At 73.1% G+C, this 26,907-nt stretch carries 27 protein-coding genes, 3 pseudogenes and 1 riboswitch; of the genes and pseudogenes, 17 read left to right on the top strand and 13 right to left on the bottom strand.

Annotation, left to right across the window (positions count from 1 at the left end; all coding sequences use genetic code 11):
- Positions 1-120: 120 nt before the first annotated feature.
- Together ACFW6P_RS10525 and ACFW6P_RS10520 are read right to left on the bottom strand one after the other, a co-directional pair.
- A complete protein-coding gene (locus tag ACFW6P_RS10525) occupies positions 121-357 on the bottom strand; it encodes a hypothetical protein (protein WP_386357705.1) in 237 nt (78 codons plus the stop codon).
- Positions 358-668: 311 nt separating this feature from the next.
- A pseudogene (locus tag ACFW6P_RS10520) lies at positions 669-1,016 on the bottom strand (catalase-related domain-containing protein); the annotation flags it as partial.
- Here ACFW6P_RS10520 and ACFW6P_RS10515 point away from each other — a divergent pair.
- Entirely contained in the window at positions 1,017-1,211 is a 195-nt protein-coding gene (locus ACFW6P_RS10515) for a hypothetical protein (protein ID WP_386423408.1), read from the top strand.
- A gap of 8 nt (positions 1,212-1,219) precedes the next feature.
- Here ACFW6P_RS10515 and ACFW6P_RS10510 read toward each other — a convergent pair whose 3' ends face one another.
- Positions 1,220-1,987, bottom strand: coding sequence for a TIM barrel protein (locus tag ACFW6P_RS10510; RefSeq protein WP_386357709.1), 768 nt, complete (start codon positions 1,985-1,987; stop codon positions 1,220-1,222).
- Between the two features lie 146 nt (positions 1,988-2,133).
- Between ACFW6P_RS10510 and ACFW6P_RS10505 the strand changes: the two genes are divergently transcribed.
- The 7 genes from ACFW6P_RS10505 (at position 2,134) to ACFW6P_RS10475 (ending at position 7,884) form a co-directional block, all read left to right on the top strand.
- The gene (locus ACFW6P_RS10505) at positions 2,134-2,385 is read left to right on the top strand and encodes a hypothetical protein (protein ID WP_386357711.1); all 252 of its coding nucleotides are present in this window, start codon (positions 2,134-2,136) and stop codon (positions 2,383-2,385) included.
- Positions 2,382-2,750 (top strand): helix-turn-helix domain-containing protein, encoded by a 369-nt coding sequence (locus ACFW6P_RS10500; protein WP_386357713.1) that lies wholly within the window; start codon positions 2,382-2,384, stop codon positions 2,748-2,750. Before ACFW6P_RS10505 ends, ACFW6P_RS10500 begins: the two co-directional genes overlap by 4 nt.
- 133 nt (positions 2,751-2,883) lie before the next feature.
- On the top strand, positions 2,884-3,393 hold the full coding sequence (gene uraD / locus ACFW6P_RS10495; protein ID WP_386357714.1) for a 2-oxo-4-hydroxy-4-carboxy-5-ureidoimidazoline decarboxylase: 510 nt from the start codon (positions 2,884-2,886) through the stop codon (positions 3,391-3,393).
- Between the two features lie 7 nt (positions 3,394-3,400).
- Positions 3,401-3,796: a hydroxyisourate hydrolase gene (gene uraH, locus ACFW6P_RS10490; RefSeq protein WP_386423407.1), complete on the top strand. Its 396-nt coding sequence runs from the start codon at positions 3,401-3,403 to the stop codon at positions 3,794-3,796.
- 4 nt (positions 3,797-3,800) lie between these two features.
- Entirely contained in the window at positions 3,801-4,748 is a 948-nt protein-coding gene (gene pucL, locus ACFW6P_RS10485; RefSeq protein ID WP_386357717.1) for a factor-independent urate hydroxylase, read from the top strand.
- Between the two features lie 106 nt (positions 4,749-4,854).
- Positions 4,855-6,234, top strand: coding sequence for an 8-oxoguanine deaminase (locus ACFW6P_RS10480; RefSeq protein ID WP_386357719.1), 1,380 nt, complete (start codon positions 4,855-4,857; stop codon positions 6,232-6,234).
- A 264-nt stretch (positions 6,235-6,498) separates the two neighbouring features.
- Positions 6,499-7,884, top strand: a complete 1,386-nt coding sequence (locus ACFW6P_RS10475; protein WP_386357721.1) for a nucleobase:cation symporter-2 family protein — start codon at positions 6,499-6,501, stop codon at positions 7,882-7,884.
- Between the two features lie 64 nt (positions 7,885-7,948).
- Here the strand turns inward: ACFW6P_RS10475 and ACFW6P_RS10470 are convergent, their stop codons facing one another.
- From ACFW6P_RS10470 to ACFW6P_RS10460, 3 genes are read right to left on the bottom strand one after another with little or no spacing between them, the layout of a single operon-like run.
- Positions 7,949-8,371, bottom strand: coding sequence for an acyl-CoA thioesterase (locus tag ACFW6P_RS10470; RefSeq protein WP_386423406.1), 423 nt, complete (start codon positions 8,369-8,371; stop codon positions 7,949-7,951).
- Between the two features lie 58 nt (positions 8,372-8,429).
- Positions 8,430-9,059 (bottom strand): hypothetical protein, encoded by a 630-nt coding sequence (locus tag ACFW6P_RS10465; RefSeq protein ID WP_386423404.1) that lies wholly within the window; start codon positions 9,057-9,059, stop codon positions 8,430-8,432.
- Positions 9,060-9,112: 53 nt separating this feature from the next.
- Positions 9,113-10,348 (bottom strand): pyridoxal phosphate-dependent aminotransferase, encoded by a 1,236-nt coding sequence (locus ACFW6P_RS10460; RefSeq protein ID WP_386423402.1) that lies wholly within the window; start codon positions 10,346-10,348, stop codon positions 9,113-9,115.
- An 87-nt stretch (positions 10,349-10,435) separates the two neighbouring features.
- On the opposite strand from ACFW6P_RS10460, the gene ACFW6P_RS10455 reads away from it, so the two are divergent.
- Entirely contained in the window at positions 10,436-11,062 is a 627-nt protein-coding gene (locus tag ACFW6P_RS10455; RefSeq protein WP_386357729.1) for a winged helix-turn-helix transcriptional regulator, read from the top strand.
- 37 nt (positions 11,063-11,099) lie between these two features.
- Here ACFW6P_RS10455 and ACFW6P_RS10450 read toward each other — a convergent pair whose 3' ends face one another.
- The 3 genes from ACFW6P_RS10450 to ACFW6P_RS10440 form a co-directional block, all read right to left on the bottom strand.
- The gene (locus ACFW6P_RS10450) at positions 11,100-11,903 is read right to left on the bottom strand and encodes a hypothetical protein (protein ID WP_386423400.1); all 804 of its coding nucleotides are present in this window, start codon (positions 11,901-11,903) and stop codon (positions 11,100-11,102) included.
- Positions 11,903-13,168: a VWA domain-containing protein gene (locus ACFW6P_RS10445; RefSeq protein WP_386423398.1), complete on the bottom strand. Its 1,266-nt coding sequence runs from the start codon at positions 13,166-13,168 to the stop codon at positions 11,903-11,905. The genes ACFW6P_RS10450 and ACFW6P_RS10445 overlap by 1 nt, the downstream gene beginning before the upstream one ends.
- Positions 13,169-13,240: 72 nt before the next feature.
- Positions 13,241-14,734, bottom strand: coding sequence for an IucA/IucC family protein (locus ACFW6P_RS10440; protein WP_386357733.1), 1,494 nt, complete (start codon positions 14,732-14,734; stop codon positions 13,241-13,243).
- 234 nt (positions 14,735-14,968) lie between these two features.
- On the opposite strand from ACFW6P_RS10440, the gene ACFW6P_RS10435 reads away from it, so the two are divergent.
- From ACFW6P_RS10435 to ACFW6P_RS10420, 4 genes and pseudogenes are all read left to right on the top strand, one after another.
- Entirely contained in the window at positions 14,969-16,510 is a 1,542-nt protein-coding gene (locus ACFW6P_RS10435; protein WP_386357734.1) for an IucA/IucC family protein, read from the top strand.
- A riboswitch (cobalamin riboswitch) is annotated at positions 16,497-16,682 on the top strand. It overlaps the preceding gene by 14 nt.
- Before the next feature lie 44 nt (positions 16,683-16,726).
- The gene (locus tag ACFW6P_RS10430) at positions 16,727-17,104 is read left to right on the top strand and encodes a (2Fe-2S) ferredoxin domain-containing protein (RefSeq protein ID WP_386357735.1); all 378 of its coding nucleotides are present in this window, start codon (positions 16,727-16,729) and stop codon (positions 17,102-17,104) included.
- A 127-nt stretch (positions 17,105-17,231) separates the two neighbouring features.
- Positions 17,232-18,146, top strand: a complete 915-nt coding sequence (locus tag ACFW6P_RS10425; protein WP_386357736.1) for a HipA family kinase — start codon at positions 17,232-17,234, stop codon at positions 18,144-18,146.
- Positions 18,143-18,410: pseudogene (locus tag ACFW6P_RS10420) on the top strand (SelT/SelW/SelH family protein). The gene ACFW6P_RS10425 and the pseudogene ACFW6P_RS10420 overlap by 4 nt, the downstream one beginning before the upstream one ends.
- A 24-nt stretch (positions 18,411-18,434) precedes the next feature.
- Here the strand turns inward: ACFW6P_RS10420 and aceB are convergent.
- Positions 18,435-20,060 (bottom strand): malate synthase A, encoded by a 1,626-nt coding sequence (gene aceB / locus ACFW6P_RS10415; protein WP_386357737.1) that lies wholly within the window; start codon positions 20,058-20,060, stop codon positions 18,435-18,437.
- 207 nt (positions 20,061-20,267) lie between these two features.
- Positions 20,268-20,882, bottom strand: coding sequence for an NTP transferase domain-containing protein (locus ACFW6P_RS10410; protein ID WP_386357739.1), 615 nt, complete (start codon positions 20,880-20,882; stop codon positions 20,268-20,270).
- 219 nt (positions 20,883-21,101) lie between these two features.
- On the opposite strand from ACFW6P_RS10410, the gene ACFW6P_RS10405 reads away from it, so the two are divergent.
- A complete protein-coding gene (locus ACFW6P_RS10405; RefSeq protein ID WP_386357741.1) occupies positions 21,102-21,431 on the top strand; it encodes a DUF5955 family protein in 330 nt (109 codons plus the stop codon).
- Between the two features lie 161 nt (positions 21,432-21,592).
- Here the strand turns inward: ACFW6P_RS10405 and ACFW6P_RS10400 are convergent, their stop codons facing one another.
- Complete coding sequence (locus tag ACFW6P_RS10400; RefSeq protein ID WP_386357743.1) at positions 21,593-22,390, bottom strand: IclR family transcriptional regulator; 798 nt, start codon at positions 22,388-22,390, stop codon at positions 21,593-21,595.
- A 244-nt stretch (positions 22,391-22,634) separates the two neighbouring features.
- On the opposite strand from ACFW6P_RS10400, the gene allB reads away from it, so the two are divergent.
- The gene (gene allB / locus ACFW6P_RS10395) at positions 22,635-23,975 is read left to right on the top strand and encodes an allantoinase AllB (protein ID WP_386357745.1); all 1,341 of its coding nucleotides are present in this window, start codon (positions 22,635-22,637) and stop codon (positions 23,973-23,975) included.
- A 37-nt stretch (positions 23,976-24,012) separates the two neighbouring features.
- On the top strand, positions 24,013-25,128 hold the full coding sequence (alc, locus tag ACFW6P_RS10390) for an allantoicase (RefSeq protein ID WP_386357747.1): 1,116 nt from the start codon (positions 24,013-24,015) through the stop codon (positions 25,126-25,128).
- 164 nt (positions 25,129-25,292) lie between these two features.
- Here alc and ACFW6P_RS10385 read toward each other — a convergent pair.
- Positions 25,293-26,040 (bottom strand): annotated as a pseudogene (locus ACFW6P_RS10385) (SDR family oxidoreductase).
- A 176-nt stretch (positions 26,041-26,216) separates the two neighbouring features.
- Here ACFW6P_RS10385 and ACFW6P_RS10380 point away from each other — a divergent pair.
- The gene (locus ACFW6P_RS10380; protein WP_386357749.1) at positions 26,217-26,852 is read left to right on the top strand and encodes a dihydrofolate reductase family protein; all 636 of its coding nucleotides are present in this window, start codon (positions 26,217-26,219) and stop codon (positions 26,850-26,852) included.
- The last annotated feature ends 55 nt before the right edge of the window (positions 26,853-26,907 follow it).

Below are 26,907 nucleotides of genomic sequence, written 5' to 3'. Positions count from 1 at the left end.
CCGGCGGGTCCCGTGTGCCCACAATGTGCCCGGCCCCGGGGGCGGTTGAAGCCCGCGGGGCCAGGTTCAGAGGTTGATTTGAGGGTTCCGTACGTGGCCTGCGACCGGTGCCGTACGCGCTCACGCCTCGTGGTGCTCCGACAGCCCCGGCCAGTCGTCCGGGCCGCCGCCCTGCCACTCGACGAGGTCGCTGCCCTCCACGTCGGTCACGTAGAGATCGGCCAGCCGCAGGATCTCCGCGACGTCGTCGACGTGCGTGGCGATGCCCAGGGGCTCCTCGTCCAGGGTGACCCGCCGGGATCCGTCCAGAGCGGGAGCGTGGACCACGACATGCGGGTGCTCGGTGGGGTGTGCCATGTCTTCAGGCTGCTGCCCCGGGGGCGGGGGCGCATCCCGGGGCGGCCTGGCCGTCCGGCGGCGCGAGGCTGGGCGCGACAGGACGTTCGCGCCGCCGGACGGGGCCTTTCGGAGGGGGAGGGGACGTACTGGGACCGCGGCGGGTACGACGGAGCCCGGAGCGGCCGTCCCTCAGGTCGAGACGCCGCCCCCGGTCCTTCACCACCGCACTGGGTCGCACTCCGCCGCGGTCCTCGCCCTGCCCGCGTCCGTGCCCGGGGCGGCCACCCCTCATCCGGGTCGCCCCGGGCGGTCGGACGCGTTCAGGGAGCTCAGTCCTCGCGCAGGGCGCGGACCGCCTCCTCCACGCGCCGCCCGTAGTCGGGGTCGGCGTGGAAGTGCGCGAGGTTCTTCTCGATCACGTCGTCGCGGGAGACCTGGGACAGGCCGCCGGCGATGTTCGCGACCAGGCGCGTCTTCTCCTCGGCGGACATCAGCCGGTACAGCTCGCCGGCCTGGAAGAAGTCGTCGTCCTTGGTGTGCCGGGGCGCCGGGTGGGTGCCCGTGTGGCCGTGCACCGCCAGCGGCGCCGACAGCGGGCTGCCGCTCTCGACCGGGCCGTCGTAGGAGTTCGGCTCGTAGTTCTTCGCGTACCGGCCCTGCGGGTTGGACGCCAGCAGATGCTGGTCCTGGTCCTGGAGCAGGAGCAGGAGCAGGAGCAGGAGCGGGCCGCCGACGCCGGCGGTGGCGGAGTTCTGGTTGTCGGCGACGGGGGGCCGGACTCGGTGGTGAGCACGCGCTGCGACATCGTGACCTTCCGTACGAGAGAGCAGCGGAAAAGCCTTTCCGCTTTGTGGAGCCTAGGGTCGGTGTGATCAGGGCGTCAACAGTTTGTTGAAGCGGTGGGCATGGCTGGGCCGGGCGACGCCGCCCCTTCTTCGAGGGGCAGTAAGCCCGTGCCGGGGGCTCCGCGCCCCGGGTTGTCGGCGATCTGGACGTGGCCGGTCTTCGCCGCGTACGCGTCGATCACCGCCGGGAGGTCCTCGCCGTTCATGGACAGGTGGTAGAGGTCCATGAGGAAGCGCGCGTTGTCCAGTCCCGTGGCCTCGTTGACCCGGTCGACGACCTCGACGGCCGCGGGGGCGGACACCAGCGGGTACCGCGGCGACTCGGACTCGTTCAGTGCCTCGATCAGCAGCACCGCGCCGATCCGGTCGGCCGCGCGCGCCGCCAGCACCAGGTTCTCCAGCGCGAGCGCGTCCTGCCCGGCCGGGTCCACGCCCTCGACGCGGTTGCCGTACAGGGCGTTGAGCGCCGTGCAGCCGAGCGAGGCGGCGAAGCCGGCGGCCACGTCGACATTGGCCCGGAACCGCTCCGACTCCTCGCCCGGGATCGACAGGGCGCCGCGGTCGGGGCCGGGGAGCTGCCCGGCGTAGAAGTTGAGCCCGGTGAGCCGGACGCCCGCGTCCTCGACCGCCCGCTTCAGGGCTTCGAGTTCGGACGCTGCCGGGGTGGGCGAGCCGGTCCAGGGCCACCACAGCTCGACCGCGGTGAAGCCGGCGGCGGCGGCGGCCGCGGGGCGCTCCAGGAGCGGGAGTTCCGTGAAGAGGATCGACAGGTTGACGGTGAAGCGCTGGTCTGCGCATCCCATCGGGGCGGCGCTCCCTTCCTTGAGCTTCCGGAGCAACTTTCCGTATTTCGGAATGTTTTTTCTGCTGAATGGAAGATTGTCCGTAAGGTGCGAGGGCTGTCAAGAGGGGGTGCCGGAAAGTCAGCACCGCGCGTTAGGTTGAGCGTGTGCGACTGAGAGTGGAGTTCACGACCGAGCCCTTCGACCTCGACGAGGCCCCCGCGCACGCGGTGGTGGCCCGCCGGGTCGTGGAGGCCGCCGAGCTGGACGCCGTGGACGTGGGCCCGTTCGGCAACACCGCGGAGGGCGGTGCCGACGCGGTGCTCGGCGCCGTGGACGCCCTGCTCCGCAAGGCCCTGGCGGCCGGTGCCACCCGGGTCTCGCTCCAGGTCAACGTGATCGACGGGGACGCCTCGTGAGCGGCGCGGGGGACGAGCCGTTCATCACGGCCGTCAAGCCCCTGGTCGACGCCATGGGCGGCGAGATGATCCCGCCCGACGAGGCCGGCCCCGACGACGTCGTGCTGTCCTGGGAGGGCTGCGAAGCCGTCGCCGTACGCCTGCCGCAGCTCGCCGACTCCCTGGACCACATCCTGGCCGCCATGGAGCGCCGCAAGGGCATGCCGCTGGCCGACCTGGACCGCAAGGCCAAGCAGGAGGTCGTGCGCGTACTGGAGGCGCGCGGCGCCTTCTCCGTGCGGCACGGGGTGGAGACCGTGGCGAGCGCCCTGGGCGTCAGCCGCTTCACCGTCTACAACTACCTCAACCGCGAGAAGGGGGCCTGACGGCAGCGTCGGCCGCCCCTCCGGTTTCGCGCCACCGAATTCTCAACAAACTGTTGACGTGCTGTCGCGGTTGGGCGTTAGCTATCGGCACGCCCGTTCAGCACGAAGGCCGAAACCGGCCACGGAGGCTCCCGTGACTTCCACTTCCACGCCGCCGGGCCTGGCCCGGTTCAACGCTCTGGAGGAGCACGCGGCCCTCACCGCACTCCACGAAGCGTGCGCGTCCACGACGTGGGCGAAGCGCCTACTCGCCGCCCGCCCCTACGCCACCCGCGAGGACCTGTACAGCGCGAGCGACGCCGCCACGGCGGAGCTCACGGACACGGACCTCGACGAGGCGATGGCCGGCCACCCGCCCATCGGCCGCCCCAGGCCCGGCGACCCCACCTCGGCCCGGGAACAGCGCGGCATGGCCGGCGCCTCCGACGCACTCAAGGCGGAGATGCTGGAACTGAACCTCGCCTACCAGGAGAGGTTCGGCCATGTCTTCCTGATCTGCGCCACCGGCCGGACCGGCGAGCAGATGCGCGACGCGGTCAGGGACCGGATCGGCAACACGCCGGAACGGGAGCGGGAGATCGTCCGCACCGAGCTGGGGAAGATCAACCGCATCCGTCTGGCCCGACTCGTCGAAGGGGACTGACAGCACCATGAGCACCTCCGCCACCGCGTCCGTGTCCACGCACATCCTCGACACCAGTGCCGGCCGCCCCGCCGAGGGCGTCGCCGTCCAGCTGTCCGCCCGCTCGGGGCGCGCGGACGACTGGCGGGCGCTCGGGGGCTCGGTGACCGACGCGGACGGGCGGTGCAAGGACCTTCCGGCCCTGCCGGAGGGAACGACCCACGTACGGCTCGACTTCGCCGTGGAGCCGTACTTCACCGACCGGCAAGCCGATGCGCAGCAGGACGCCCCCGCGAATCGGGACAGCGGCGCCGGAGTGTTCTTCCCGGAGGTGGCGATCACGTTCGCCGTCGTGCCGGGCGAGCACTACCACGTACCGCTGCTGCTCAACCCGTTCGGCTACTCCGTTTACCGAGGGAGCTAGCTAAATGACCGTCAATTCCCGCCCTGCCCGACCCGTGGTCCTGGGACAGAACCAGTACGGCAAGGCCGAGAACAGAGTCGTCAGGATCACGCGGGACGGCGCCACCCACCACATCAAGGACCTCAACGTCTCCGTCGCCCTCTCCGGCGACATGAACGAGGTCCACTACTCCGGCTCGAACGCCAACGTGCTGCCGACCGACACCACGAAGAACACGGTGTACGCGTTCGCCAAGGAGCACGGCATCGCGTCCGCCGAGCAGTTCGGCATCCACCTCGCCCGGCACTTCGTCACCAGCCAGGAGCCGATCCACCGGGCCCGCATCCGCATCGAGGAGTACGGCTGGGAGCGGATCGAGGCCTCCGACGCCGGCTCGCGGTTCATCGGCGCCGACGAGGTGAAGCACTCCTTCGTCCGCAAGGGCCAGGAGACCCGGCTGACCCAGATCACCTACGACGGCAGGGAGTGGGAGGTGATCTCGGGCCTGAAGGACCTGGTCGTGATGAACTCGACCAACTCCGAGTTCCGGGGGTACGTCAAGGACAAGTACACGACCCTGAAGGAGGCCTACGACCGCATCCTGGCCACCGAGGTCGCCGGCCGCTGGCGGTTCAACTGGACCGACGACGACGAGCCCATGCCGAACTGGGAGAAGTCCTACGCGCAGGTGCGCAAGCACATGCTCCAGGCCTTCGCGGAGACGTACTCGCTCTCCCTGCAGCAGACGCTCTACCAGATGGGCGCGCGGATCATCAACCACCGCAGCGAGATCGACGAGGTCCGTTTCTCCCTCCCGAACAAGCACCACTTCCTGGTCGACCTGGAGCCGTTCGGCCTGAAGAACGACAACGAGGTGTACTACGCCGCCGACCGCCCCTACGGACTGATCGAGGCGACGATCCTCAGGGACGGCTGCGAGGCGCGCATCCCCGAGGACCTCACCAACCTCTGACGTTCCCCCATTCGGCACCCGTGGCCGGGGGAACCCCCTCCCGGCCACGGCACTCAGACTCACAGGGTCCTGCCGTGCCCCTCCACCTCAGCGCAAAGGACGAACCATGGCAGCAGACCGGCGCATCGTCATCGAGAACGGTGCGATCGCGACCGTCGACGCGCACGACACCGAGTACGCCTCCGGGCACGTCGTCATCGCCGGCAACCGCATCGAATCCCTCGGCCCGGGCCCCGCCCCCGAGGGCCTGCGGAACGTCGCCCGCCGTATCGACGCCTCCGGCCACCTCGTGACGCCCGGCCTGATCAACACCCACCACCACTTCTACCAGTGGATCACCCGCGGCCTGGCGACCGACCACAACCTCTTCGACTGGCTCGTCGCGCTCTACCCCACCTGGGCGCGCATCGACGAGCCGATGGTCCGCGCGGCCGCCCAGGGCTCGCTGGCGATGATGGCCCGCGGCGGCGTCACCACCGCCATGGACCACCACTACGTCTTCCCGCGGGGCTCCGGCGACCTGTCCGGCGCGATCATCGGCGCCGCCCGCGACATGGGCGTCCGCTTCACCCTCGCCCGCGGCTCCATGGACCGCAGCGAGAAGGACGGCGGCCTCCCCCCGGACTTCGCCGTGGAGACGCTGGACGGCGCCCTCGCGGCGACCGAGGAGACCGTACGGCAGCACCACGACTCCTCCTTCGACGCCATGACCCAGGTGGCCGTCGCGCCCTGCTCGCCCTTCTCCGTCTCCACCGAACTGCTGCGCGAGGGGGCCCGGTCGGCCCGCAGGCTCGGCGTCCGGCTGCACACCCACGGCTCGGAGACCGTGGAGGAGGAGAAGTTCTGCCACGAGCTGTTCGGCATGGGCCCGACCGACTACTTCGAGTCCACCGGCTGGCTCGGCGAGGACGTGTGGATGGCGCACTGCGTCCACATGAACGACTCCGACATCGCCGCCTTCGCCCGCACGAGGACCGGCGTCGCCCACTGCCCCTCCTCCAACGCCCGCCTCGCCGCCGGCATCGCCCGCGTCCCCGACATGCTCGCGGCCGGCGTCCCGGTCGGCCTCGGCGTCGACGGCACCGCCTCCAACGAGTCCGGCGAGCTCCACACCGAGCTGCGCAACGCCCTCCTCATCAACCGCCTCGGCGGCCACAAGGAGGCCGCGCTCACCGCCCGCCAGGCCCTGCGGCTGGGCACGTACGGCGGTGCCGAAGTCCTCGGCCGGGCCGCCGAGATCGGCTCCCTGGAGCCGGGCAAGCTCGCCGACCTGGTGCTGTGGCGGATGGACACGCTCGCCCACGCCTCCGTCGCCGACCCGGTGACCGCCCTGGTCCTCGGCGCGGCGGCCCCGGTCACCGCCTCCTTCGTCAACGGCCGCCGGATCGTCGAGGACGGACGCCTGCTCACGGCCGACGAGGACGCCATCGCCCGCGCCACGCGGGACGAGGCACAGCGCCTGGCGCGGATCGCCGCCGAGGCCTGACCACCCGGATACTCCGGCCGGGAGGGACGGCTCCCGGCCGGTGGCCGCGGACCCGAGCGGGGTCCACGGCGACCGTCTCCGGGGCGTGCGCGTCGATCGCCCGCGCCCCGGAACGGTCACCCCGTCACGCCCGCACGTCCGGTCCCTCCCCCAAGCTCCCGGCTTCGCTCGAGCAGGGAGGTACCCGCATGACCGCCCGCACCACCTCCCTGACACCCACGCCGGCATCGACGCCGCCGGGCAACCGACCGGAGGGACGCCGCCGTGGCCGACCACCCCGTTGACGAAAAACTCCCCGCGCTCAAGATGGCGACGACCGGCCTGCAGCACGTGGCCGCCATGTACGCCGGAGTCGTCGCCCCGCCCCTGATCGTCGGCGCGGCCATCGGCCTCTCCGCCACCGACCTGACCTTCCTCACCGGCGCCTGCCTGTTCACCGCGGGCCTCGCCACCATCCTGCAGACCCTCGGCATCTGGAAGATCGGCGCCCGGCTGCCGTTCGTCAACGGCGTCACCTTCGCCGGTGTCGCCCCGATGACCGCGATCGTCGCCTCCACCGGCGACAAGTCCGACGCGCTGCCGATCATCTTCGGCGCGGTCGTCGTCGCCGGGCTCCTCGGCTTCCTGGCGGCCCCCGTCTTCTGCAAGGCGATCCGCTTCTTCCCGCCGGTCGTCACCGGCTCCGTGATCACCCTCATCGGCATCTCGCTGCTGCCCGTCGCCTTCGGCTGGGCGCAGGGCCCGAACCCGGCCGCCGACGGCTACGGCTCGGCGACCAACCTCGGCCTCGCGGCCGTCACCCTGCTGGTCGTGCTGCTGCTGCGCCGCCTCACCCGGGGCTTCGTCAAGCAGATCGCCGTGCTGCTCGGCCTGGTCGCCGGCACCCTCATCGCGATCCCGCTCGGCGTCACCGACTTCGGCCCCGTCGCGGACGCCGACGTCATCGGCTTCCCCGCCCCGTTCCACTTCGGCGCTCCGCAGTTCCAGCTCGCCGCGATCATCTCGCTGTGCGTGGTGATGGTGGTGTCGATGACCGAGTCGACCGCCGACATGCTGGCCCTCGGCGAGATCGTCCAGCGCCCGGCCGACGAGAGGACCATCGCCGCCGGCCTGCGCGCCGACACCCTCGGCTCCGCGATCAGCCCGCTCTTCAACGGCTTCATGTGCAGCGCCTTCGCGCAGAACATCGGCCTGGTCGCGATGACGAGGATCCGCAGCCGGTACGTCGTCGCGGTGGGCGGCGGGTTCCTGGTGCTGATGGGCCTGTGCCCGATGGCCGCCTCGCTGATCGCCGTCGTACCGCGCCCGGTGCTCGGCGGAGCGGGCGTGGTCCTGTTCGGCTCGGTCGCCGCCAGCGGCATCCAGACCCTGGTCCGGGCCCGTCTCGACAAGGACAACAACGTCCTGATCGTGGCCGTCTCCCTGGCCGTCGGCATCATCCCGATCACGGCGCCGGAGTTCTACCACGCCTTCCCGGAGACGGCCCGGATCGTCCTCGACTCGGGCATCTCCACGGGCTGCGTGGCGGCGGTGCTGCTGAACCTGGTCTTCAACCACCTGGGCAAGGACCGTGAGGCCCAGGACGTCACCCACCCGATGGAGGCGGGCGAGGAGATCACGGGCGCGAGCAGGGCCCCGGCCGCACACTGAGACCGGGGATCCGACGGATGCTCACCGCTGTGTCCGTCCCGGCCGCGGCCGGGACGGACAGCCCTCAGAGCCCGAACAGCCCCGGGTCCGTGGCCAGTTCCTCGAAGATCCGCGAGGGGTCGGCGACCAGCCTGCGCTCCTTGAGGTCGAGGATCCCGCCGACGCCCGTGACCTCGGCGGCCACCGTGCCGTCGGTCTTGCGGATGGTCTGCTCGATGCGGAACGTCTTGCCGCCGCCCCAGACGAAGGCGCACGTCACCTCGACCTCGTCGCCCGCGAGCAGCTCCCGCCGGTAGCGGACGGTCGTCTCCAGGGCCACGGGACCCACCCCGGTGGCCATGAGGCGGGCCTGGCTGATCCCGGCCGCCTGGAGGAGCGCCCAGCGGGCGTGCTCCGCGTAGTGCAGATAGACCGCCTGGTTGAGGTGCCCCTGCACGTCCGTCTCGTAGCCACGGACGGTCACAGGGACGGAAAACGGCTCGTTCACGGCTTCCCCTTCGGTGTCTCGTGCACTGCGCGACGACCCACCGATCCTGGCATGTCCCTCACACCCGGCAAGGGGAGGCCAGGAGATAGCGGGTGCCGGTGCGTGGTTCACGGTGCCCGCTCACCTGCCAGCCCGCCCCCTCCAGGGTGGCCGCGCAGGCCCGCAGCGCCTCGCCGTCCGGCTCGTGCACGGCGACGGCCTCCGGCTGCGGGGTCTCCCGCACCCGGTAGCCTCCGGCCTCCGGGCCCGCGGGGCGGTGTCCGGCCGCCTCCAGCGCCAGCGCGGCGGCCTGCACCAGATGCGTGCGCTCCCAGCCGCAGGGCCGGTGCACCGACCCGTCCGGGTTGGTCATCCGGCGCAGCTCCAGCAGGCCCTGCCAGGCGCTGTGCACCTCACGGTGCCGGGCGGGCCCCGGCCGCGGCGCGTCCGGCTCGTCCCCGGTCCGCGCCGCGAAGACGCCCGCCGAGGCGGGGGCCTGCGCGGCGGGCTCGGGCCTCTCCGGCACGCCCTGCCGCACCCGGTGTCCCTCCGCCGTCAGGAAGTGGTCGTGCGGCGCCCTCGGGTGCCGGAAGGCCAGCCCCCGCCTCACCAGCGCCGCGAGCTGCGCCTCCGTACCCCGCAGCCGCCCGGTCACCGGGTCGGCGGCGTCGATGAGGCGCCGCTGCGCGGCGGTCGGCGGTCGGGTCATCACGCCCTCCTTCCCGGCCCGGGGCCTCCGCGTCCACCCCGCCTGCCCGAAGGCTACGCCCCGCCACCGACAGCCGCCCCCTCCTGCCGGTAGCCGGACAGGAAGCGCCCGATCCGCCCGATCGCCGCCTCCAGGTCCTCGGCGTGCGGCAGGGTGAGGATGCGGAAGTGGTCCGGGCTCGGCCAGTTGAAGCCCGTGCCCTGGACGACCTGGATCTTCTCGCGCAGCAGCAGGTCGAGGACGAACCGCTCGTCGTCGTGGATCCTGTGCACCTCGGGGTCGAGGCGCGGGAAGGCGTACAGCGCGCCCTTCGGTTTCACACAGGTCACACCGGGGATCTCGTTGAGCTTCCGCCAGGCCACGTCCCGCTGCTCCCGCAACCGCCCGCCGGGCCCGGTCAGCTCGCTGATGGACTGCCGGCCGCCCAGCGCGGCCTGGATGGCGTACTGGGCGGGCGCGTTGGCGCACAGCCGCATGGAGGCCAGCATGGTCAGGCCCTCCAGGTAGTCCTTCGCGTGCTGCCTCGGGCCCGTCACCACCAGCCAGCCGGAGCGGAAGCCGGCCACGCGGTAGGTCTTCGACAGGCCGCAGAACGTGAGGACGACCAGATCGGGCGCGAGGGCGGCGGCCGAGTGGTGCACGGCGTCGTCGTAGAGGATCTGGTCGTAGATCTCGTCGGCGAGGACCATCAGGCCGTGCCGGCGGGCCAGGTCGAGGACGCCCTCGACGATCTCCTTCGGGTAGACCGCGCCGGTCGGGTTGTTCGGGTTGATGATCACGACCGCCTTGGTGCGGTCGGTGATCTTCGAGGCCATGTCGTCCAGGTCCGGGTACCAGTCGGCCTGCTCGTCGCAGAGGTAGTGGACCGCCCTGCCGCCCGCGAGGGTCGTCACCGCCGTCCAGAGGGGGAAGTCCGGGGCGGGGATCAGGATCTCGTCGCCGTCCTCCAGCAGCGCCTGCACGGCCATCGAGACCAGCTCGGAGACGCCGTTGCCGAGGAAGACGTCGTCGACGCCCACCTCCAGGCCCAGCGTCTGGTAGCGCTGGGCCACCGCCCGGCGGGCGGAGAGGATGCCGCGCGAGTCCGTGTAGCCGTGCGCCCGGGGCAGCATCCGGATCATGTCCTGGACGATCTCCTCCGGCGCCTCGAACCCGAACAGCGCGGGATTGCCGGTGTTCAGGCGCAGCACGCTGTGACCGGCCTCCTCCAGCGCGTCGGCGTGCTCGATGACCGGGCCGCGGATCTCGTAACAGACCTCGCTCAGCTTGCTCGACTGCCGGAACTCCATGCGCCGCTACCCCTCCGGAAACTGGTGTTGCTTGGTTTTACCAAGTCCGCGCTTGGAAAGTCCAACAACTTGTCTAGACTGCGTCGCATGCCACCTCGCCGACGCTACGACCAGTACTGCTCCGCCGCCCGCGCGCTCGACGTCGTCGGCGACCGCTGGACCCTGCTGATCGTCCGGGAGCTGCTCGCCGGTCCCCGCCGCTACACGGACCTGCACGCGGACCTGCCCGGCGTCAGTACGGACGTACTCGCCTCGCGGCTGAAGGACATGGAGCGGGACGGCCTCGCCACCCGGCGCAGACTGCCGCCGCCCGGCGCGGCCACCGTCTACGAAGTCACGCCGCGCGGAAGGGAGTTGCTGCCGGTGCTCCAGGCCCTGGGGCGGTGGGGGCAGGCCGAACTGGGGGAGCGGCGGCCCACGGACGCGGTCCGCGCGCACTGGTTCGCGCTACCGCTGCTGCGCCTGCTGGACGGCGAAGGGCTCGTCGAAGTCCGCCTGGAAGAAGGGCAGTTCCACGTGTACGCCGGTGCCGTGGAGGGACCGGTCTACGGCGACGGGCCCGCCCCGGGGGCACCGGACGCCCGGCTGGTCCTGGACACCGGCACCTGCACGGCCCTCGGCCGGGGCGAGCTGAGCCTGACCCGTGCCGTGCGGGAGGGCCGGATCGAGGTGTCCGGTGAAGGGCCCCTCGCGAAGGCCCTGCGCGGGACATGAGGGAAGGCCCGCCGCGGCGGGCCTTCCCGGAGGGACCTCAGGCCTGCGGCGGCACCCGCGCCGGGCGTCCCGACCCGCGTGTCAGGGCGTGACCGCCGACCCCCGCCAGCGCGGCCAGCACGCCGCCGGCCGCGGTCCACACCCAGCGGTCCGACCACCAGCCGGACGCCCAGCCGTCCTCGGGCTCCAGAGCGGCCAGCACAGCGGCGTCCTCCCGCTCCCCGTCCGGCTCCTCCTCGGGACGCGTCGCGATCCCGGGGACGAGCGGCTGCGCGAGCGAGCCGTCCACCGCCGCCGGGCCGCCGATGTCCTCGGAGTCCACCCGGATCTCGGTCGAGACCGGCAGGCCGAGGTCGGAGGTGGGCACGCCGACCGCCGTGAGCCGGACGTAGTACGTGCCCGGCAGCGGGTCCTGGGCCCACGGCTCCGACCAGGCGCGCACCGTGCGCAGCACACAGGCCAGCTCCACCGAGGAGGCGTCCGCCGCGGCCGTGCGCGTCTGCGCCCCGTACTGGCAGGCCTGGCGGCGGCGCAGGCCGTCGTACACGTCGACCTGCCAGGTCTGGGAGGCGTGCGCCTCCGGCAGCTTCACCGTCGCCCGGACCGTGGGGCGCCGGCCGGTGTCGGCGGGGAACGACCAGTACAGGTAGTCGCCGGTCGAGCCGCTCGCGGTGGCCCGCTGCCCCTGCTCGACCTCCGTCGCCGTACGGAACGAGGTGCCCGCACGGGTGGCGGCCGCGGCGCCGTCCCGCGACGGGCTCGGCGAGGCGTCTGCGGCGGCCGGGCCGGCCGCGAGCCCCAGGGTCAGCAGCGCGGCGCTCACCACACGTATCGTTCGCATCAGTTGGTCCTCCAGACCGCGACCCGCCAGCGCGACAGCCAGCCCCAGAGCAGACCGGCGAGGAAGCCGGTCAGGATCAGCACGCCGAGCAGCCACCAGCCGCGGCCGAGCCCGAAGGCGGCCACGTCGCGCGCCCGGTCCGGGCCGTCCACGACGTCCACCGTCAGCTCCAGCGGCAGACCGGGCGTGGTCTTCACGCCGGACGCCGCCGAGAAGGAGTGCGAGACGGCCAGGCAGACGGCCTCGGGGGGCGCGTCCTCGTCGTCGCCCCCGGCCTTCGGATAGCGCAGGCCCGCCGAGATCACGTCGGTGCGGCCGGTGCCCGCCGCCTCGCCGCGCACGATCTCCCGGCCCTTGAGCGTCACGGCCCGCAGCAGCACCCCGTAGGCCGGGGTCACCGCCCGGTCCGCCGCCACGCTCACCGAGGCACGCAGCTCCTGACCCGGCCGCACGTCCACCCGGTACCAGCGCTGCTGCCCGAACTCCTCCCGGTCGCTGTACAGCCCGGACTTCAGCACGGGCGCCTGCGCGCACGCGGCGGCCCCCTCGGTCGCCACCGGCGTCACCACCGGATCGGCCGCCCGGTCCACCAACTCGTTCACCCGGTCGGTGAGTTCGTCCTGGTGCTCCACCGAGGTGTAGGTGCCGCCGGTGGCCTCGGCGATGCAGCTCAGCTGCCGGCTCAGCCTGGCGGTGGGGACCAGGCCCAGCGTGTCGATGGTCAGGCCGATGCCCTTGGCGGCGATCTCGCGCGCGACCTCGCACGGGTCCAGCGGGGCGCAGGTGTCCTCGCCGTCGCTGATCAGCACGATGCGCTTGGAGCCGTCGCCGCCCTCCAGGTCGCCGGCCGCCTTCAGCAGGGCCGGGCCGATCGGCGTCCAGCCGGTCGGGGTGAGCGTGGCGACGGCCGTCTTGGCCTCGGTGCGGTCCAGCGGGCCGACCGGGTAGAGCTGCGCGGTGTCCTTGCAGCCCGTCCTGCGGTCGTCCCCGGCGTAGTCGGCGCCCAGGGTGCGGATGCCGAGCTCGACCTCCTCGGGCGTCGCGTCGAGCACCTCGTTGAACGCCTGCTTCGCGGCGGCCATCCGCGACCGGCCGTCGATGTCCCGCGCCCGCATCGAGCCGCTCACGTCGAGGACGAGATCGACCTTGGGGGCGTCCTGGCCTGTGGGTTCACCGGCGGCCGCTCCGGCCGGGAAGGCGATCCCGGCCGTCAACGCGGCGAGCAGGGCACAGACCCCCGCCGCCAGCCGTGTTCTTGTGATCATCGCCGGATCCTATGGAGCACCGGCGCCCGGCTCCAAAACGGGCCGCCCCGGGGCGGCCGGTGAACCCGTGCGTCAGGCAAGGGGGTTGGGCAGCCGCGCCCACTGGTCCCCGGGCGTCCGCGGTGAGAGCCGCATCAGCGTCAGTGCCTTGGCGGGCAGCGGCCGGGTGCGCAGCGCGGTCAGGTCCGGGGAGTCCGGCAGGTCCCGTACGGCCGTCTCCAGCGCCGCCGCCAGCACCTCCCCGGACCCGGCCGCGCCGGCCAGGGCCCCGGCGACCAGGGAGCCGAACAGCTTGCGGCGCAGGGCCTGTTCGTCGTCCGTGACCATGCGGGCGGGCAGCTCGGGGACCGGGATGCCGTGGCGTGCGAGGCGGGCCGGGCTGACGCGGATGTCGGCCAGGTCGCGGTAGACCAGCCGCACCGGCTCGCCCGCCGCCGACAGCACGACCAGGAGGTTCTGGCCGTGCGCCTCCAGGGCCACGCCCAGCTCCAGCAGCCGCAGCCCGACGGCCAGCGCCAGGCGCGCGAAGCCGGCCAGCCACCCGGGGGAGCCGGGCAGCCCGGTGGTGGCCAGGGCCGCCACCGGCAGGACCCGCTCCCCGCCGTCCGCGTACACCTGCGGCGACTCCCGCAGCACGGCCGCGAGATCGGGGGAGCCGGCGGCCGCCCCCAGGGTGCGGGTGACGCGCAGCAGCCCGTCCGTGCGCGCCGCGGGGATCGCGGCGAAGTCCGACAGCCCCGCGGACGCGGCGATCGAGGGCAGCGAGATGTCCCGCACCGAGGACGTCAGCCGGGTGCTGAGGGAGGTCTTCACATGCGGTCCGCCGCCGGCCAGGGCGAGTGTCCGCAGCGACATCAGCGGATGTGCGGGACGCCGCTCCTCGCACGACCGCTTGAGCACGTGCGCCGCCTGCCAGGGGTGCACCGGCAGCACCAGGTGCCGCCCCTCCCGCAGGCCGGCGGGCCACTCACCCGTCAGCAGGCACGCCTCCGCCCGCACCGGTACCAGCCCCAGCTCCACCAGCGGCCGGTGCTCGGGCCCGTAGGCGAGCTGCTCCGCCACCGAGAAACCGGGCCGGGAACGGCAGGTCGGGTGGAACGGATGCCCGTCGACGATCCGCTGCTCCCACTCCCAGTCGCTCTCCGGCCAGGCCTCCTCGACGTCCTCCTGCCCCGCCCTCGCCAGCGCCGTGGAGGCCACGCTGTGCCCGAGCTCACCGGCGAAGGAGGCGCAGTGGGGTACGGCGAGTTCGGCCACGAGCCGGGCCGGATCCTCGTGGTCCGTCCCGTCGAGCCGTACGGCGGTGACGTAGGCGCACGTCGCGTACGGATCCGGACGCGGGCCGTGCAGCCGGCGGCCGTCCCGCAGGTACAGGGTCAGGCCGTCGCCGCCCCGCTCCCGGCGGGTGACCCAGGGCAGCGGATCATGGGTGAGACCGCGCCACAGCCGGGACAGCACGGCCGCCCGGGCACCGGGCAGTGCGGCCTCGTACCGCGGCAGCAGGCCGGGCCGCACGGCGGACAGCTCGTCGGCGACCTCGGCCTCGGCGCTGGGGGGACGGTGCACGGGCGGGCTCCTCGGGTACGGATAGGGCGTCACGGCGTGACGAACAGGGCGTCACGGCGGGACGACGACGACCGACATAATGATCATCTCCGCCCGTACGTCCCGGAGTCCGAAAGGACAACGGGAACCGCAGGAACCGCAGGAACCGCAGGAACCGCTGGGGCCGCAGGGGCCGCAGGGACCACGGGAACCCAGGAACCCAGGAACCCAGGACACGGAACACACAGGGAACGAGTGGATCGCGTGGACCGTATGCCCCCGACCGCCGACGGCGACTCCGACCGGGGCGGTTCCGGCCAGGGCGACCGCGCCCCCGGCGACCCCCCGGCCGCAGCCGACGCCTACGCCGCCGTGCCGCTGCTGAACTGCCTGCTGCGGGAGGTCGCCCGGCCGGTACGGCAGGCGGGCGAGCACCGGGTGCACCACCTGCCCGGCACGGACCGCCTGCTCCGCGTCCGCGGCACCCGGCGGCCCGCCGACCCGGAGGTCCGGGTGCCGGGCGGCTGGCGGCGGCTCGGCCACACCGGACTGGTCGCACTCGTCGCCGAGGAGCTGCGCCGGCACACCGGGCTGTCCAACCACGAACTGCCCGCCGAGATGATCGACAGCAGGGAGGCCGTCGCCGCGCTGCTCGCCCACCGTGCCACCCCGCCCGACGACCTCTACCTGCGCTCCGAGCAGTGCCTGCTCACCGGCCACCCCCACCACCCGGCCCCCAAGGCCCGCGGCAGCGGCCCCGCGGCGGACTGGCTGCCCTACGCGCCCGAGGCCCACGCCCGCTTCCCGCTGACCCTGCTCGGGCTGCGCGAGGACACCGTCGTCGAGGAGGGCGACACCTCCGCGCTCGACGCCCTCGGCACGGCCCCGGCCGGCTACCGGCTGCTGCCGGCCCACCCCTGGCAACTGGAACTGGCCGCGGGGGAGCTGGAGGCCGCCTTCGCGGACGGCCGGCTCGTCCGGCTCGGCACCACTGCCTTCGACACCTGGCCGACGGCGGCGATCCGTACGCTCCACACGCCCGAGCGGGACCTCTTCCTCAAGTTCAGCCTGGACGTGCGCATCACCAACGACATCCGCCGGCTGTGGCGCCGCGACCTGCTCTCCCTGCGCCGGACGGACGCCGCCGTGCGCGCCGCGCTCGGGACGTTCGACGGACCCCCGGCCTGGCTGAGCGACCGCGGCTACCGCACCGCCGGTTTCGCCTTCGAGGCCCTGGCCGTCCTCGTCCGCGACGGCTTCGGAGGCGTCCTGCTGCCCGGCGCGACCCCGTTGCTGGCCGCCGGCCTCGTCGAGGGCTTCGACGGCAACCCGCTCGACCGCGTCAGGGACCCGGACGCCTGGTGGCGGGCCTACCTCGCCCGGGCGGTGCCCCCGGCGCTGAGGGCCTTCGGGCAGGGCGTCGTCATCGAGGCCCATCTGCAGAACACCCTGGTCGCCGTGGACGCCGGCGGCATGCCCGTGCAGGTGCTGTACCGGGACGCCGAGGGCGTGAAACTGCTGCCGGACGTCACGCGGGCGGCCGGCTGGGAGCGGCTGGTGTACTGCCTGGTCGTCAACCACCTCACCGAGATCGCCGGCACCCTCGCCGAACGGCACGCCGGGTTCGACCCCTGGCCCGCCGTCCGGCGCGCACTCGCCCGCCACGACCTCCCGGAGATCGGCGCGCTGCTCGCCTCACCCACCCTGCCCGCCAAGACGAACCTGCTGCTGCGCTGGACGGGCGCGGACGGCGCCGACGCCCGCTATCTGCCGCTGCCGAATCCACTCATGGAATGATGCTCGCCGAACAAGGCGACGGCGGAACGAGGAAGCCGGTGTGAACCCGGCGCGGTCCCGCCACTGTGATCGGCGAGCCGGTCCCGAACAGGCCACTGCCCGCGCCCGGGTGGGAAGGCCGGGAGCGGTGTCGACCCGAGAGCCAGGAGACTCACGCGGTCGCCTCCTCGACGAACCACCGGGGCGGATCTCCCCGGGGAGAGGGAAGGTGCGGCCATGTCCGCAACACCGTCCGGAGCGCTTCCGTGCCGTGTCGTCGTCTGCCGGGACTGCTGCTGCGGCAGCCCCAAGGTCACCGGCGTCGACCACGCCGCCCAGGCCGAACGGCTGCGCACCGCGGCGCCGGTGCGGATCTCCGGCTGCCTGGACGTCTGCGACCAGGCGAACGTCATCGTCGTCCAGCCGTCGGCGGCGGGCCGGGCCGCCGGTGCCCGGCCGGTCTGGCTCGGGCTGGTCAACGACCGGGACGCGACCGAGGACGTCGTCTCCTGGGTCCGGGCGGGAGGCCCCGGTGTGGCGCCCCTGCCGGAGATCCTCGGGCTGTACGTCCTCCCTCCCCTCGCGCGGCGCCGCGCGAGGCGGCCGGGCCGATGACGAGGGCGGGCCGGGAGCGCTCGGGCGGTCGCCGCCCGCGCCGGGCCGTCCTGGTTTGTATGCTCGGGCAGTATGCACTGGAGTCGGCGGTGAGAGGCCGGGTACACGGTTTGCGGGGCCCTGGGACATGCTGAGAGAGGTCACCGCGACCCGCTACGTCGAGCCGCTGCGTTCGGGCGGCTCCGTCCCCGGCGTCGTCGAGGCCGACGACCTCGGCACGTACGTGGTGAAGTTCACCGGGTCCGCGCAGGGCCGCAAGGCACTCGTCGCCGAGGTGATCGTGGGCGAACTGGCCCGAGCCCTCGGACTGCGCTTCCCCGAGCTGGTGCTGGTGCACTTCGACCCGGCGATCGCGGAGCACGAGCCGCACCAGGAGGTACGGGGCCTGCATGCGGCCAGCGCGGGCGTCAACCTCGGCATGGACTTCCTGCCGGGCGCCCGGGACCTCACCCCGGAGATCGCCCGGGTCTTCCCCGTCGATCCGCTGGAGGCCGGCCGGATCGTCTGGCTCGACGCCCTCACAGTGAACGTCGACCGCACCGTCCACAGCTCCAACCTGATGGTCTGGCCCACGCTGGGCGTCGCCCGCCCGCACCTGTGGCTGATCGACCACGGCGCCGCCCTCGTCTTCCACCACCGCTGGGACGGCAGCGACCCCGCCAAGGCGTACGACCTGCGGCACCACGCCCTCGGCCACCACGCGCCCGACGTGCGGTCGGCCGACGCGGAGTTCGCGCCCAGGGTGACCGAGGAACTGCTGCGCGCGATCCTCGCCGAGGTCCCGGACGCCTGGCTGGCGGACGACCCGGCCTTCGCCGGCCCGCGGGAGGCACGGGAGGCGTACGTGACGTACCTCGACGCGCGCGTGCGGGCCTCCGCGTCCTGGCTGCCCACCGGCTTCCCCAGCAGGGAGGAGCTCGCGGCCGAGGACGCCCTGCGCACGGCGAGGAACCAGCAGGGACGCCCCGCGTGGCTCCGGCAGGTCCCCGACCTGCACGGCGAGCCCGCGGCCGAGCAGGACTGGTCGGTGCACCTCGGGTGAGTGGCCGCGTCGAGATCGGGTACTGCACGCCGATGCCGCTGGCTGCCCCGCGCTGCCTGGCCGGCGCGGGAGCCGCTCACGACCTTCGAGGCCGAGCTGACGGAGCCGGCCCTGAAGCCGGACACCGGCGGCGTGTTCGTCGTCCGTGTCGGCGACGAGGTCGTCTGGGACCGGCGCGAGCAGGGCTTCCCCGATCCGACGGCCATGAAGGCCGTACGCGGCCGAGTGGCCCCGGGGAAGACCCTGGGCCGCTCGGAGCGGTAGCGGCCTGCCCGCCGCGTCGGGCCGTCAGCCCTTGAGCTGCTCGTACGCCGGCAGCGTCAGGAAGTCGGCGTAGTCCTCGTCGAGGGAGACCTTCAGCAGCAGGTCGTGCGCCTGCTGCCAGTGGCCCGCCGCGAAGGCGTCGTCGCCGATCTCGGCGCGGATGTTCGCGAGTTCCTCGGCGGCGACCCGGCGGGCCAGCTCGGCGGTGACGCGCTCGCCGTTGTCGAGGACGACGCCCGCGTTGATCCACTGCCAGATCTGGGAGCGGGAGATCTCGGCGGTGGCGGCGTCCTCCATCAGGTTGAAGATGGCGACGGCGCCCAGGCCGCGCAGCCAGGCCTCGATGTAACGGATGCCGACCTGGACGGCGTTGACCAGGCCCGCGTACGTCGGCTTGGCGTCGAGCGAGTCGACGGCGATGAGGTCGGCTGCCTTGACGTCGACGTCCTCGCGCAGCCGGTCCTTCTGGTTCGGCTTGTCGCCGAGGACCTTGTCGAAGGACTCCATGGCGATCGGCACCAGGTCGGGGTGGGCGACCCAGGAACCGTCGAAGCCGTCGTTGGCCTCGCGGTCCTTGTCGGCGCGGACCTTCTCGAAGGCGACCGTGTTGACCTCGGCGTCCCGGCGGGACGGGATGAAGGCCGCCATGCCGCCGATGGCGTGCGCGCGGCGCTTGTGGCAGGTGCGGACGAGGAGTTCGGTATAGGCGCGCATGAACGGCGCCGTCATCGTCACGGCGTTGCGGTCCGGCAGCACGAACTTCGCGCCGCCGTCGCGGAAGTTCTTGACGATGGAGAACAGGTAGTCCCAGCGGCCCGCGTTCAGCCCGGAGGCGTGGTCGCGCAGCTCGTAGAGGATCTCGTCCATCTCGTAGGCGGCCGTGATCGTCTCGATGAGGACGGTGGCGCGGACGGTGCCCTGCGGGATGCCGCAGTACTCCTGCGCGAAGACGAACACCTCGTTCCAGAGGCGGGCCTCCAGGTGCGACTCGGTCTTGGGCAGGTAGAAGTACGGGCCCTTGCCCAGGTCCAGCAGGCGCTGGGCGTTGTGGAAGAAGTACAGGCCGAAGTCGACGAGCGCGCCGGGCACCCGGGCGCCGTCCGCGTCGACGAGGTGACGCTCGTTCAGGTGCCAGCCGCGCGGGCGCATGACGACCGTGGCGAGCTCCTCGTCCGCCTTCAGGGCGTAGGACTTGCCGGAGGACGGGTCCGTGAAGTCGATGGACCGGGTGTAGGCGTCGATCAGGTTGAGCTGGCCGAGGACCACGTTCTCCCAGGTGGGTGCGGAGGCGTCCTCGAAGTCCGCGAGCCACACCCGGGCGCCCGAGTTGAGCGCGTTGATCGTCATCTTGCGGTCGGTCGGACCGGTGATCTCGACCCGGCGGTCGTTCAGGGCGTCCGGAGCCGGGGCGACCTTCCAGGAGTCGTCGGCGCGGATCGCGGCGGTCTCCGGGAGGAAGTCGAGGGTGCAGGTGCGGGCGATCTCGGCGCGGCGCTCGGCGCGGCGGGCGAGGAGTTCGTCACGGCGGGGGGTGAACCGCCGGTGCAGCTCGGCCACGAAGGCGAGTGCCGCTTCGGTGAGGACCTCCTCCTGCCGGGGCAGGGGCTCGGCGTCGACGATGGCCAGCGGGGACGGCGCTGGAGCGGACATGAACGGTCACTTCCTTCAGCGAGCTGTGAAGACGAACCGGCGTGCATGGCACCGGGTGCCAGTCTTCCCGGACACGGCGTGCGGCGCCCGCGGAACAGGGGGCGCTTCTGATCAGTGGATACTAGTTTCCTCATGGTGGAAGTTCAATCGTTTGTTGATGTCGCGATTCTCCGGGTCGAGGCAAGGTGGCGCCGGGTGCCACGGCGTTCACTCGAGGTGGGACAGGTCCGCCTCGGTGTCGATGTCGAAGGGCCGGGCCACGTCGCCGCACTCGACGAGCGAGAGCAGCGGCGCGTGCTCCTCCAGATAGGCGCGTGCCCCCCGGTCCCCGGTCGCAGTCGCGGCGATGCCGGCCCAGTGGGCGGCTCCGAACAGCACCGGGTGGCCGCGCACCCCGCCGTAGGCGGCCGACGCGAGGGACTCCTCGTTCTCGTAGGCCCCGAGGACCCGGGCCACCGCCTCCGGGCCGATGCCGGGCTGGTCGACGAGCGAGACCAGGGCGGCACGGGCGCCCGTGCCGGCGAGCGAATCAAGCCCCGTCCGCAGGGACGTGCCCATGCCCCGCTCCCAGCCGGGGTTGTCGACGAGCACGCAGTCCGGGAGTGAGGCGCGGGCGCGTACCTCTTCGGACCGTGCCCCCAGGACCACGTGGATCCGGGCGCAGCCGCCCTCGCGCAGCACCCGCACCGCGTGCTCCACGAGGGGCCGGCCCCGGTGGGTGAGCAGGGCCTTGGGCCGGCCGCCCAGCCGCCGCCCCCCGCCCGCGGCCAGCAGCAGCCCCGCGACCTCGTGGGCCTCGCTCGTCGTCTTTCTGGTCGTCATGAACCCTGCATACCGCAGTGTGGCCCCGCAGTGCGGTGTCCCGGCCCGGCGAGCGGTTCAGGCCAGGCGGTCACGCAGCGGAACATGTCGGTGACGCAACGGACTGGCGCCCGGCGGCCCGTGTCGTTTACTGTCGCCCGCACCGGCCGACCGGGCGTCCGGTGTGGGGGAGTTCGCGTCGGAGGGGCACGCGTACGACGAGGTGCGAGGGGGAGGACTGTGTTGCGGAGCGTGGAGCAGAAGCGGCAGGTGTCTGCGACCGGCAGCGACGAGGATCCGCGGGTGGCGCGGCTGCGCTCCGCCGTGGCCCTGCTGCGCCGTCGACTCGCCGCCCATCCGGCCGAGTTCACCGACCGGAGCATCGCCGAGGAGGAACTCGCCGCCCTGGACGCCATGGCCGCCGGCGGCAGCCCCGACATCTCCCGGCTCCGCCGTTCGTTGCTGCTGATCGCCGGTGCGATCGGCTCGGTGAGCGCGCTGTCGCCCGGGCTGGCGGAGGTGCGCCGGGCGGTGGACCTCTTCGGCGGGCCGGTGCGGGGGCGGGGCTGAAGGAGCGGGCCGTGCTCCTCGGCGGGCCGTGAGCGCCCGCCTTCAGGGAGCCGGTCCTGGAGACGGGCCGGGGGCCGGGTACCGGTCGGCGGACAGCGGGCCCGGCCCGCTTGCCGGACCGGGCGTCGGGCGCTGAGCCCGGGCCGCCTGCCGCGGGGCCGCTAGGCGGGGCTCTGGCTGGCCAGCGCCCCGGACAGTTCGGCGGCCACCTGCTGGAGGACCGGCACGATCTTCTCCGTCGCCGCCTCCGTGACCCGGCCCGCGGGACCGGAGATGGAGATGGCCGCGGCGGTGGGGGAGTCGGGCACCGGCACCGCGAGGCAACGGACCCCGATCTCCTGCTCGTTGTCGTCGACCGCGTACCCCAGGCGGCGGACGTCCTCCAGTGCCGCGAGGAAGCCGTCGGCCGTCGTGATCGTCTTCTCCGTCGCGGCGGGCATGCCCGTCCGGGCCAGCAGCGCGCGCACCTCCTCCGGCGGGAAGGAGGCGAGCAGGGCCTTGCCCACGCCCGTGGAGTGCGGCAGCACGCGCCGGCCGACCTCCGTGAACATCCGCATCGAGTGCTTCGACGGCACCTGTGCCACGTAGACGATCTCGTCCCCGTCCAGCAGGGCCATGTTCGCCGTCTCGCCCGTCTCCTCCACGAGCCGCGCCAGGTACGGCCGCGCCCAGGTGCCGAGCAGCCGGGAGGCCGACTCGCCGAGGCGGATCAGGCGCGGGCCGAGCGCGTACCGACGGTTGGGCTGCTGGCGTACGTATCCGCAGGCCACCAGGGTGCGCATCAGGCGGTGGATGGTCGGCAGGGGCAGCCCGCTGCTCGCGGACAGCTCGCTCAGCCCGACCTCGCCGCCCGCGTCCGCCATCCGTTCGAGCAGGTCGAAGGCGCGCTCCAGGGACTGGACGCCGCCGTTGGCGGAAGACCGGGCGGAGTCGGTGGTGCTGGCGCGGGACGACGGCACGGCGCGTTCCTTTCGGGGCTGGCGGAAGAGCTGAAGCGTACCCGGCAGTCGGTTGACTCCCCGCTTGTACGTAGCTACGTTCTGCTTGCTGGAAGTCTAATTCCGCTTCATGGAAACGTCCAGAGGTGGGGCGTGGCGGGAACGCCGGGCCCAGTGTGCCCTTGACGGGGGCGGAGGGGGAGTGAAGACTCCTTCAACAGAAAGTTGAATTCCGTTTCGCGGAAGTGAGAAGTAGGGGGTTCCGGTGTCCGACGCTGAACTGGTGCTTCGCTCGACGCGTGTCATCACTCCCGAGGGGACGCGCGCCGCGTCGGTCGCCGTCACCGGCGGCACGATCACGGCCGTCCTCCCGCACGACGCCCCCGTCCCGGAGGGCGCGCGCCTGGAGGACCTGGGCGACCATGTCCTGCTGCCCGGCCTGGTCGACACCCACGTCCACGTCAACGACCCCGGCCGCACCGAGTGGGAGGGCTTCTGGACCGCCACCCGCGCCGCGGCGGCCGGCGGCATCACGACCCTCGTCGACATGCCCCTCAACTCCCTGCCACCGACCACGACGGTCCCCCACCTGCGCACCAAGCAGCGGGTCGCCGCCGACAAGGCGCACATCGACGTCGGCTTCTGGGGCGGCGCCCTGCCCGACAACACCAAGGACCTGCGCCCGCTGCACGAGGCCGGGGTCTTCGGCTTCAAGGCGTTCCTGTCGCCGTCCGGCGTCGAGGAGTTCCCGCACCTGGACCAGGACGCGCTCACCCGCGCCATGGCCGAGATCGCCGCCTTCGACGGCCTGCTCATCGTGCACGCCGAGGACCCGCACCTGCTGGCCACCGCCCCGCAGCGGCCCGGCCCGAAGTACGCCGACTTCCTCGCCTCGCGCCCCCGCGGCGCCGAGGACACCGCCATCGCCCGCCTCCTCCGCGAGGCCAAGGCCCTCGACGCGCGCGTGCACGTGCTGCACCTGTCCTCCGGCGACGCCCTGCCGATGATCGCCGAGGCGAGGGCGGAGGGCGTCCGCGTCACCGTCGAGACCTGCCCCCACTACCTGACCCTCACCGCAGAGGAAGTCCCCGACGGCGCGAGCGAGTTCAAGTGCTGCCCGCCCATCCGCGAGGCCGCCAACCAGGACCTGCTCTGGCAGGCGCTCGCCGACGGCACCGTCGACTGCGTCGTCACCGACCACTCCCCGTCCACCGCCGACCTCAAGACCGGCGACTTCGCCACCGCCTGGGGCGGCATCTCCGGCCTCCAGCTGAGCCTCGCCGCGGTGTGGACCGAGGCCCGCAAACGCGGCCACGGCCTGGAGGACGTGGTGCGCTGGATGTCCACCGGGACCTCCGAACTCGTCGGGCTCGACGGCCGCAAGGGCGCCATCGCGGCCGGCCGTGACGCCGACTTCGCCGTCCTCGCCCCCGACGAGACCTTCACCGTCGACCCGGCCGTCCTCCAGCACCGCAACCGCGTCACCGCGTACGCGGGCCGGACCCTGCACGGCGTCGTGAAGTCCACCTGGCTGCGCGGGCAGCGCATCGTCGCGGACGGCGAGTTCACCGCACCGAAGGGGCGACTCCTCACCCGCGCCCACTGAGCCCGTTCCCCGACCGCGAAAGGCAGATCTGATCACCGTGACGGCGATTCCCAGCTTCACCGGCGACGCGAACCCCTACGGAGGCGGCGACCCGTACGCGGACTACCGCACCGCCGACTTCCCCTTCACCCGGTACGCCGATCTCGCCGACCGGCGCCTGGGTGCCGGTGTCCTCGCCGCCAACGACGAGTTCTTCGCCCAGCGCGAGAACCTGCTGGTGCCCGAGCGCGCCGAGTTCGACCCGGAGCACTTCGGGCACAAGGGCAAGATCATGGACGGCTGGGAGACGCGCCGCCGCCGGGGCGCCTCCGCCGACCACCCCTGGCCGGGCGCCGAGGACCACGACTGGGCGCTGATCCGCCTCGGCGCCCCGGGCGTGATCCGCGGCGTCGTCGTCGACACCGCGCACTTCCGCGGCAACTACCCGCAGGCCGTGTCCGTCGAGGGCACCCGCGTCGAGGGCTCCCCCTCGCCGGAGGAACTCCTCGGGGACGACGTCACGTGGACGACCCTCGTGCCGCGCACCCCGGTCGGCGGCCACGCGGCCAACGGCTTCCCCGTGGCGGCCGAGCAGCGCTTCACCCACCTGCGGGTCAACCAGCACCCCGACGGCGGCATCGCCCGGCTCCGCGTGTACGGCGAGGTCGTCCCGGACCCGGGGTGGCTGGCCGCGCTGGGCACCTTCGACGTGGTCGCGCTGGAGAACGGCGGCCGCGTCGAGGACGCCTCGGACCGCTTCTACTCGCCCGCCGACAACACCATCCAGCCGGGCCGCTCCCGCAAGATGGACGACGGCTGGGAGACGCGCCGCCGCCGCGACCAGGGCCATGACTGGATCCGCTACCGGCTGGCCGCCCAGGCGCAGATCCGCGCCCTGGAGATCGACACCGCGTACCTCAAGGGCAACAGCGCCGGGTGGGCGTCGGTCTCCGTCCAGGACGGCGAGGACGGCGACTGGCGGGAGATCCTGCCCCGGACCCGCCTCCAGCCCGACACCACCCACCGTTTCGTCCTGCCGTCCCCGGCCGTCGGCACGTACGCGCGCGTGGACATCTTCCCCGACGGCGGCATCTCCCGCCTGCGCCTGTTCGGCTCCCTGACCCAGGAGGGCACGGCCCACCTGGAGGCACGGCACCAGGAACTGGGCGGCTGAGCCAGGTCGGGCCCGGTGCCCGGAGCACGCCGGCCCGGCGGCACCGGGGTGCCGTCGGGCCGGGGACGCTCATCGCGGCAGGGGATCGCCCCCGAGCCGCGCGCCCGCCGTCCCCGGCGCGTCGTCGTGGCCGCGCTGTGCGCCGGTGTCGACGCGTCCGTGCCTCACCTCATGCCGCCGAACCCCCCGTCCACGGCGAACTCCGCCCCGTCACGTACGTCGCCCCCGCCAGGTACGCCACCGTCGACGCCACCTCGTCCCCGGTCCGAACCGGCCCAGAGCGGTCATCGCCGCCTGGCCGGGCGCGTGCGGCCCGTCCGCCGGGTTCATGTCGGTGTCGATCGGGCCGGGATGCACGAGGTTCGCGGTGATGCCGCGCCCGCCCAGCTCCCTGGCCAGCGCCTTCGTCAGGCCGATCAGCGCGGCCTTGCTCATCGCGTACAGCGTCCGGCCGGGGTCCGGCACCCGCCGGGTCAGGCAACTACCGACCGTGACGATCCGCCCGCCCTCCGTCATCCGTGCGGCGGCGGCCTGGGACGTCAGGAAGACGCCCCGCACGTTGGCGTCGAGGACGCGGTTCACGTCCGCGAGCGACAGGGTGTGCAGCGGCGCGAGCAGCCCCACGCCCGCGTTGTTCACCAGGACGTCGAGTCCGCCCGGCGCATCGGCGGCCGCGTCCGCCAGACCGGCCGCCTCCGCGGGGTGCGCCGCGTCCGCGCGCAGGGCCACCGCCCAGCGCCCCAGCGCCCGCACCGCCCGTACGACGTCCTCCGCCGCCTCCGTGCCCTTCACGTGACCCACGGCCACGTCCGCGCCCTCCCGGGCCAGGCGCAGGGCCGTCGCCGCACCGATGCCACGGCTCCCGCCGGTCACGAGAGCCACCTTGCCGTGCAGAGTTCCCTGAGAAGTCATGCGTCCATCCCAGCGTCCGCCCGGCCCCGGCGCTGGCGGCCGACGGACATCCAGGTCGCGGCCGGCCCGGCGATGAGCTGCGGGGGTCGGCGGGGTCTGCCCTCATGACAACCGAGGACCAGCGGTGGCAACCTGACGGCCACCGAGGACGACCCGTCGGAAGGAAGGCACCCGCCATGGGCACGCTCGTCTCCACCCTCTTCATCACGCTCGACGGCGTCTACCAGGCCCCCGGCGGACCCCAGGAGGACACCCGGGGCGGGTTCCCGCACGGCGGCTGGAGCTTCCCGTACGCCGACGAGGACTTCGGCCGGTTCATCACCGAGGTCTTCGCCCGCCCGGGCGCCTTCCTGCTCGGCCGCCGGACGTACGACATCTTCGCCCCGTACTGGCCGAAGGTGACCGACCCCGCCGACCCGGTCGCCTCCAAGCTCAACTCCCTGCCGAAGTACGTGCCTTCCTCGACGCTGAAGGCCCCCGGCTGGGCGGGCACCACCGTGCTCTCCGGTGACCTCGCCGAGGAGGTCGCCGGCCTGAAGGACCGGACCACCGGCGAGATCCAGGTGCACGGCAGCGGCGCCCTCGTACGGTCCCTGCTGGCGCTCGACCTCGTCGACACCCTCCACCTGCTCACCTTCCCGGTCGTGCTGGGCTCCGGGTTCCGGCTGTTCCCGGAGGGCTCCGTGCCGACCGCGTTCGAGCACGCCGGGGGGAGCGTCACCGGCACGGGCGTCTCGATCCAGACGTACCACCCGAAGGGGCGCCCCGAGTACGGCGAGTACGGAATGCCGGAGGAGGCGCGGTCAGGTTGATTCCTCGTTGACACGAGGGTCTTCACGGGAAATTCTCCGGGCTTGTCATTGACAT

This window comes from Streptomyces sp. NPDC058741 (assembly GCF_042746715.1).
Classification (GTDB): domain Bacteria; phylum Actinomycetota; class Actinomycetes; order Streptomycetales; family Streptomycetaceae; genus Streptomyces.
The sequence above is the reverse complement of the archived record's forward strand: the minus strand, read 5'-3'. Positions and strand labels throughout refer to the sequence as shown.

Bases quoted from the DNA above. Each gene is read 5' to 3' on its own strand.
- ACFW6P_RS10455 (WP_386357729.1), top strand. From the start codon at position 10,436: ATGCCACCTCGCCGACGCTACGACCAGTACTGCTCCGCCGCCCGCGCG.
- ACFW6P_RS10430 (WP_386357735.1), top strand. From the start codon at position 16,727: ATGTCCGCAACACCGTCCGGAGCGCTTCCGTGCCGTGTCGTCGTCTGC.
- ACFW6P_RS10460 (WP_386423402.1), bottom strand. From the start codon at position 10,348: ATGGAGTTCCGGCAGTCGAGCAAGCTGAGCGAGGTCTGTTACGAGATC.
- ACFW6P_RS10510 (WP_386357709.1), bottom strand. From the start codon at position 1,987: ATGGGATGCGCAGACCAGCGCTTCACCGTCAACCTGTCGATCCTCTTC.
- ACFW6P_RS10425 (WP_386357736.1), top strand. From the start codon at position 17,232: ATGCTGAGAGAGGTCACCGCGACCCGCTACGTCGAGCCGCTGCGTTCG.
- ACFW6P_RS10465 (WP_386423404.1), bottom strand. From the start codon at position 9,059: ATGACCCGACCGCCGACCGCCGCGCAGCGGCGCCTCATCGACGCCGCC.
- uraH (WP_386423407.1), top strand. From the start codon at position 3,401: ATGAGCACCTCCGCCACCGCGTCCGTGTCCACGCACATCCTCGACACC.
- ACFW6P_RS10445 (WP_386423398.1), bottom strand. From the start codon at position 13,168: ATGATCACAAGAACACGGCTGGCGGCGGGGGTCTGTGCCCTGCTCGCC.
- aceB (WP_386357737.1), bottom strand. From the start codon at position 20,060: ATGTCCGCTCCAGCGCCGTCCCCGCTGGCCATCGTCGACGCCGAGCCC.
- ACFW6P_RS10450 (WP_386423400.1), bottom strand. From the start codon at position 11,903: ATGCGAACGATACGTGTGGTGAGCGCCGCGCTGCTGACCCTGGGGCTC.
- ACFW6P_RS10380 (WP_386357749.1), top strand. From the start codon at position 26,217: ATGGGCACGCTCGTCTCCACCCTCTTCATCACGCTCGACGGCGTCTAC.
- ACFW6P_RS10410 (WP_386357739.1), bottom strand. From the start codon at position 20,882: ATGACGACCAGAAAGACGACGAGCGAGGCCCACGAGGTCGCGGGGCTG.
- ACFW6P_RS10515 (WP_386423408.1), top strand. From the start codon at position 1,017: ATGCTGGTCCTGGTCCTGGAGCAGGAGCAGGAGCAGGAGCAGGAGCGG.
- ACFW6P_RS10525 (WP_386357705.1), bottom strand. From the start codon at position 357: ATGGCACACCCCACCGAGCACCCGCATGTCGTGGTCCACGCTCCCGCT.
- ACFW6P_RS10480 (WP_386357719.1), top strand. From the start codon at position 4,855: ATGGCAGCAGACCGGCGCATCGTCATCGAGAACGGTGCGATCGCGACC.
- pucL (WP_386357717.1), top strand. From the start codon at position 3,801: ATGACCGTCAATTCCCGCCCTGCCCGACCCGTGGTCCTGGGACAGAAC.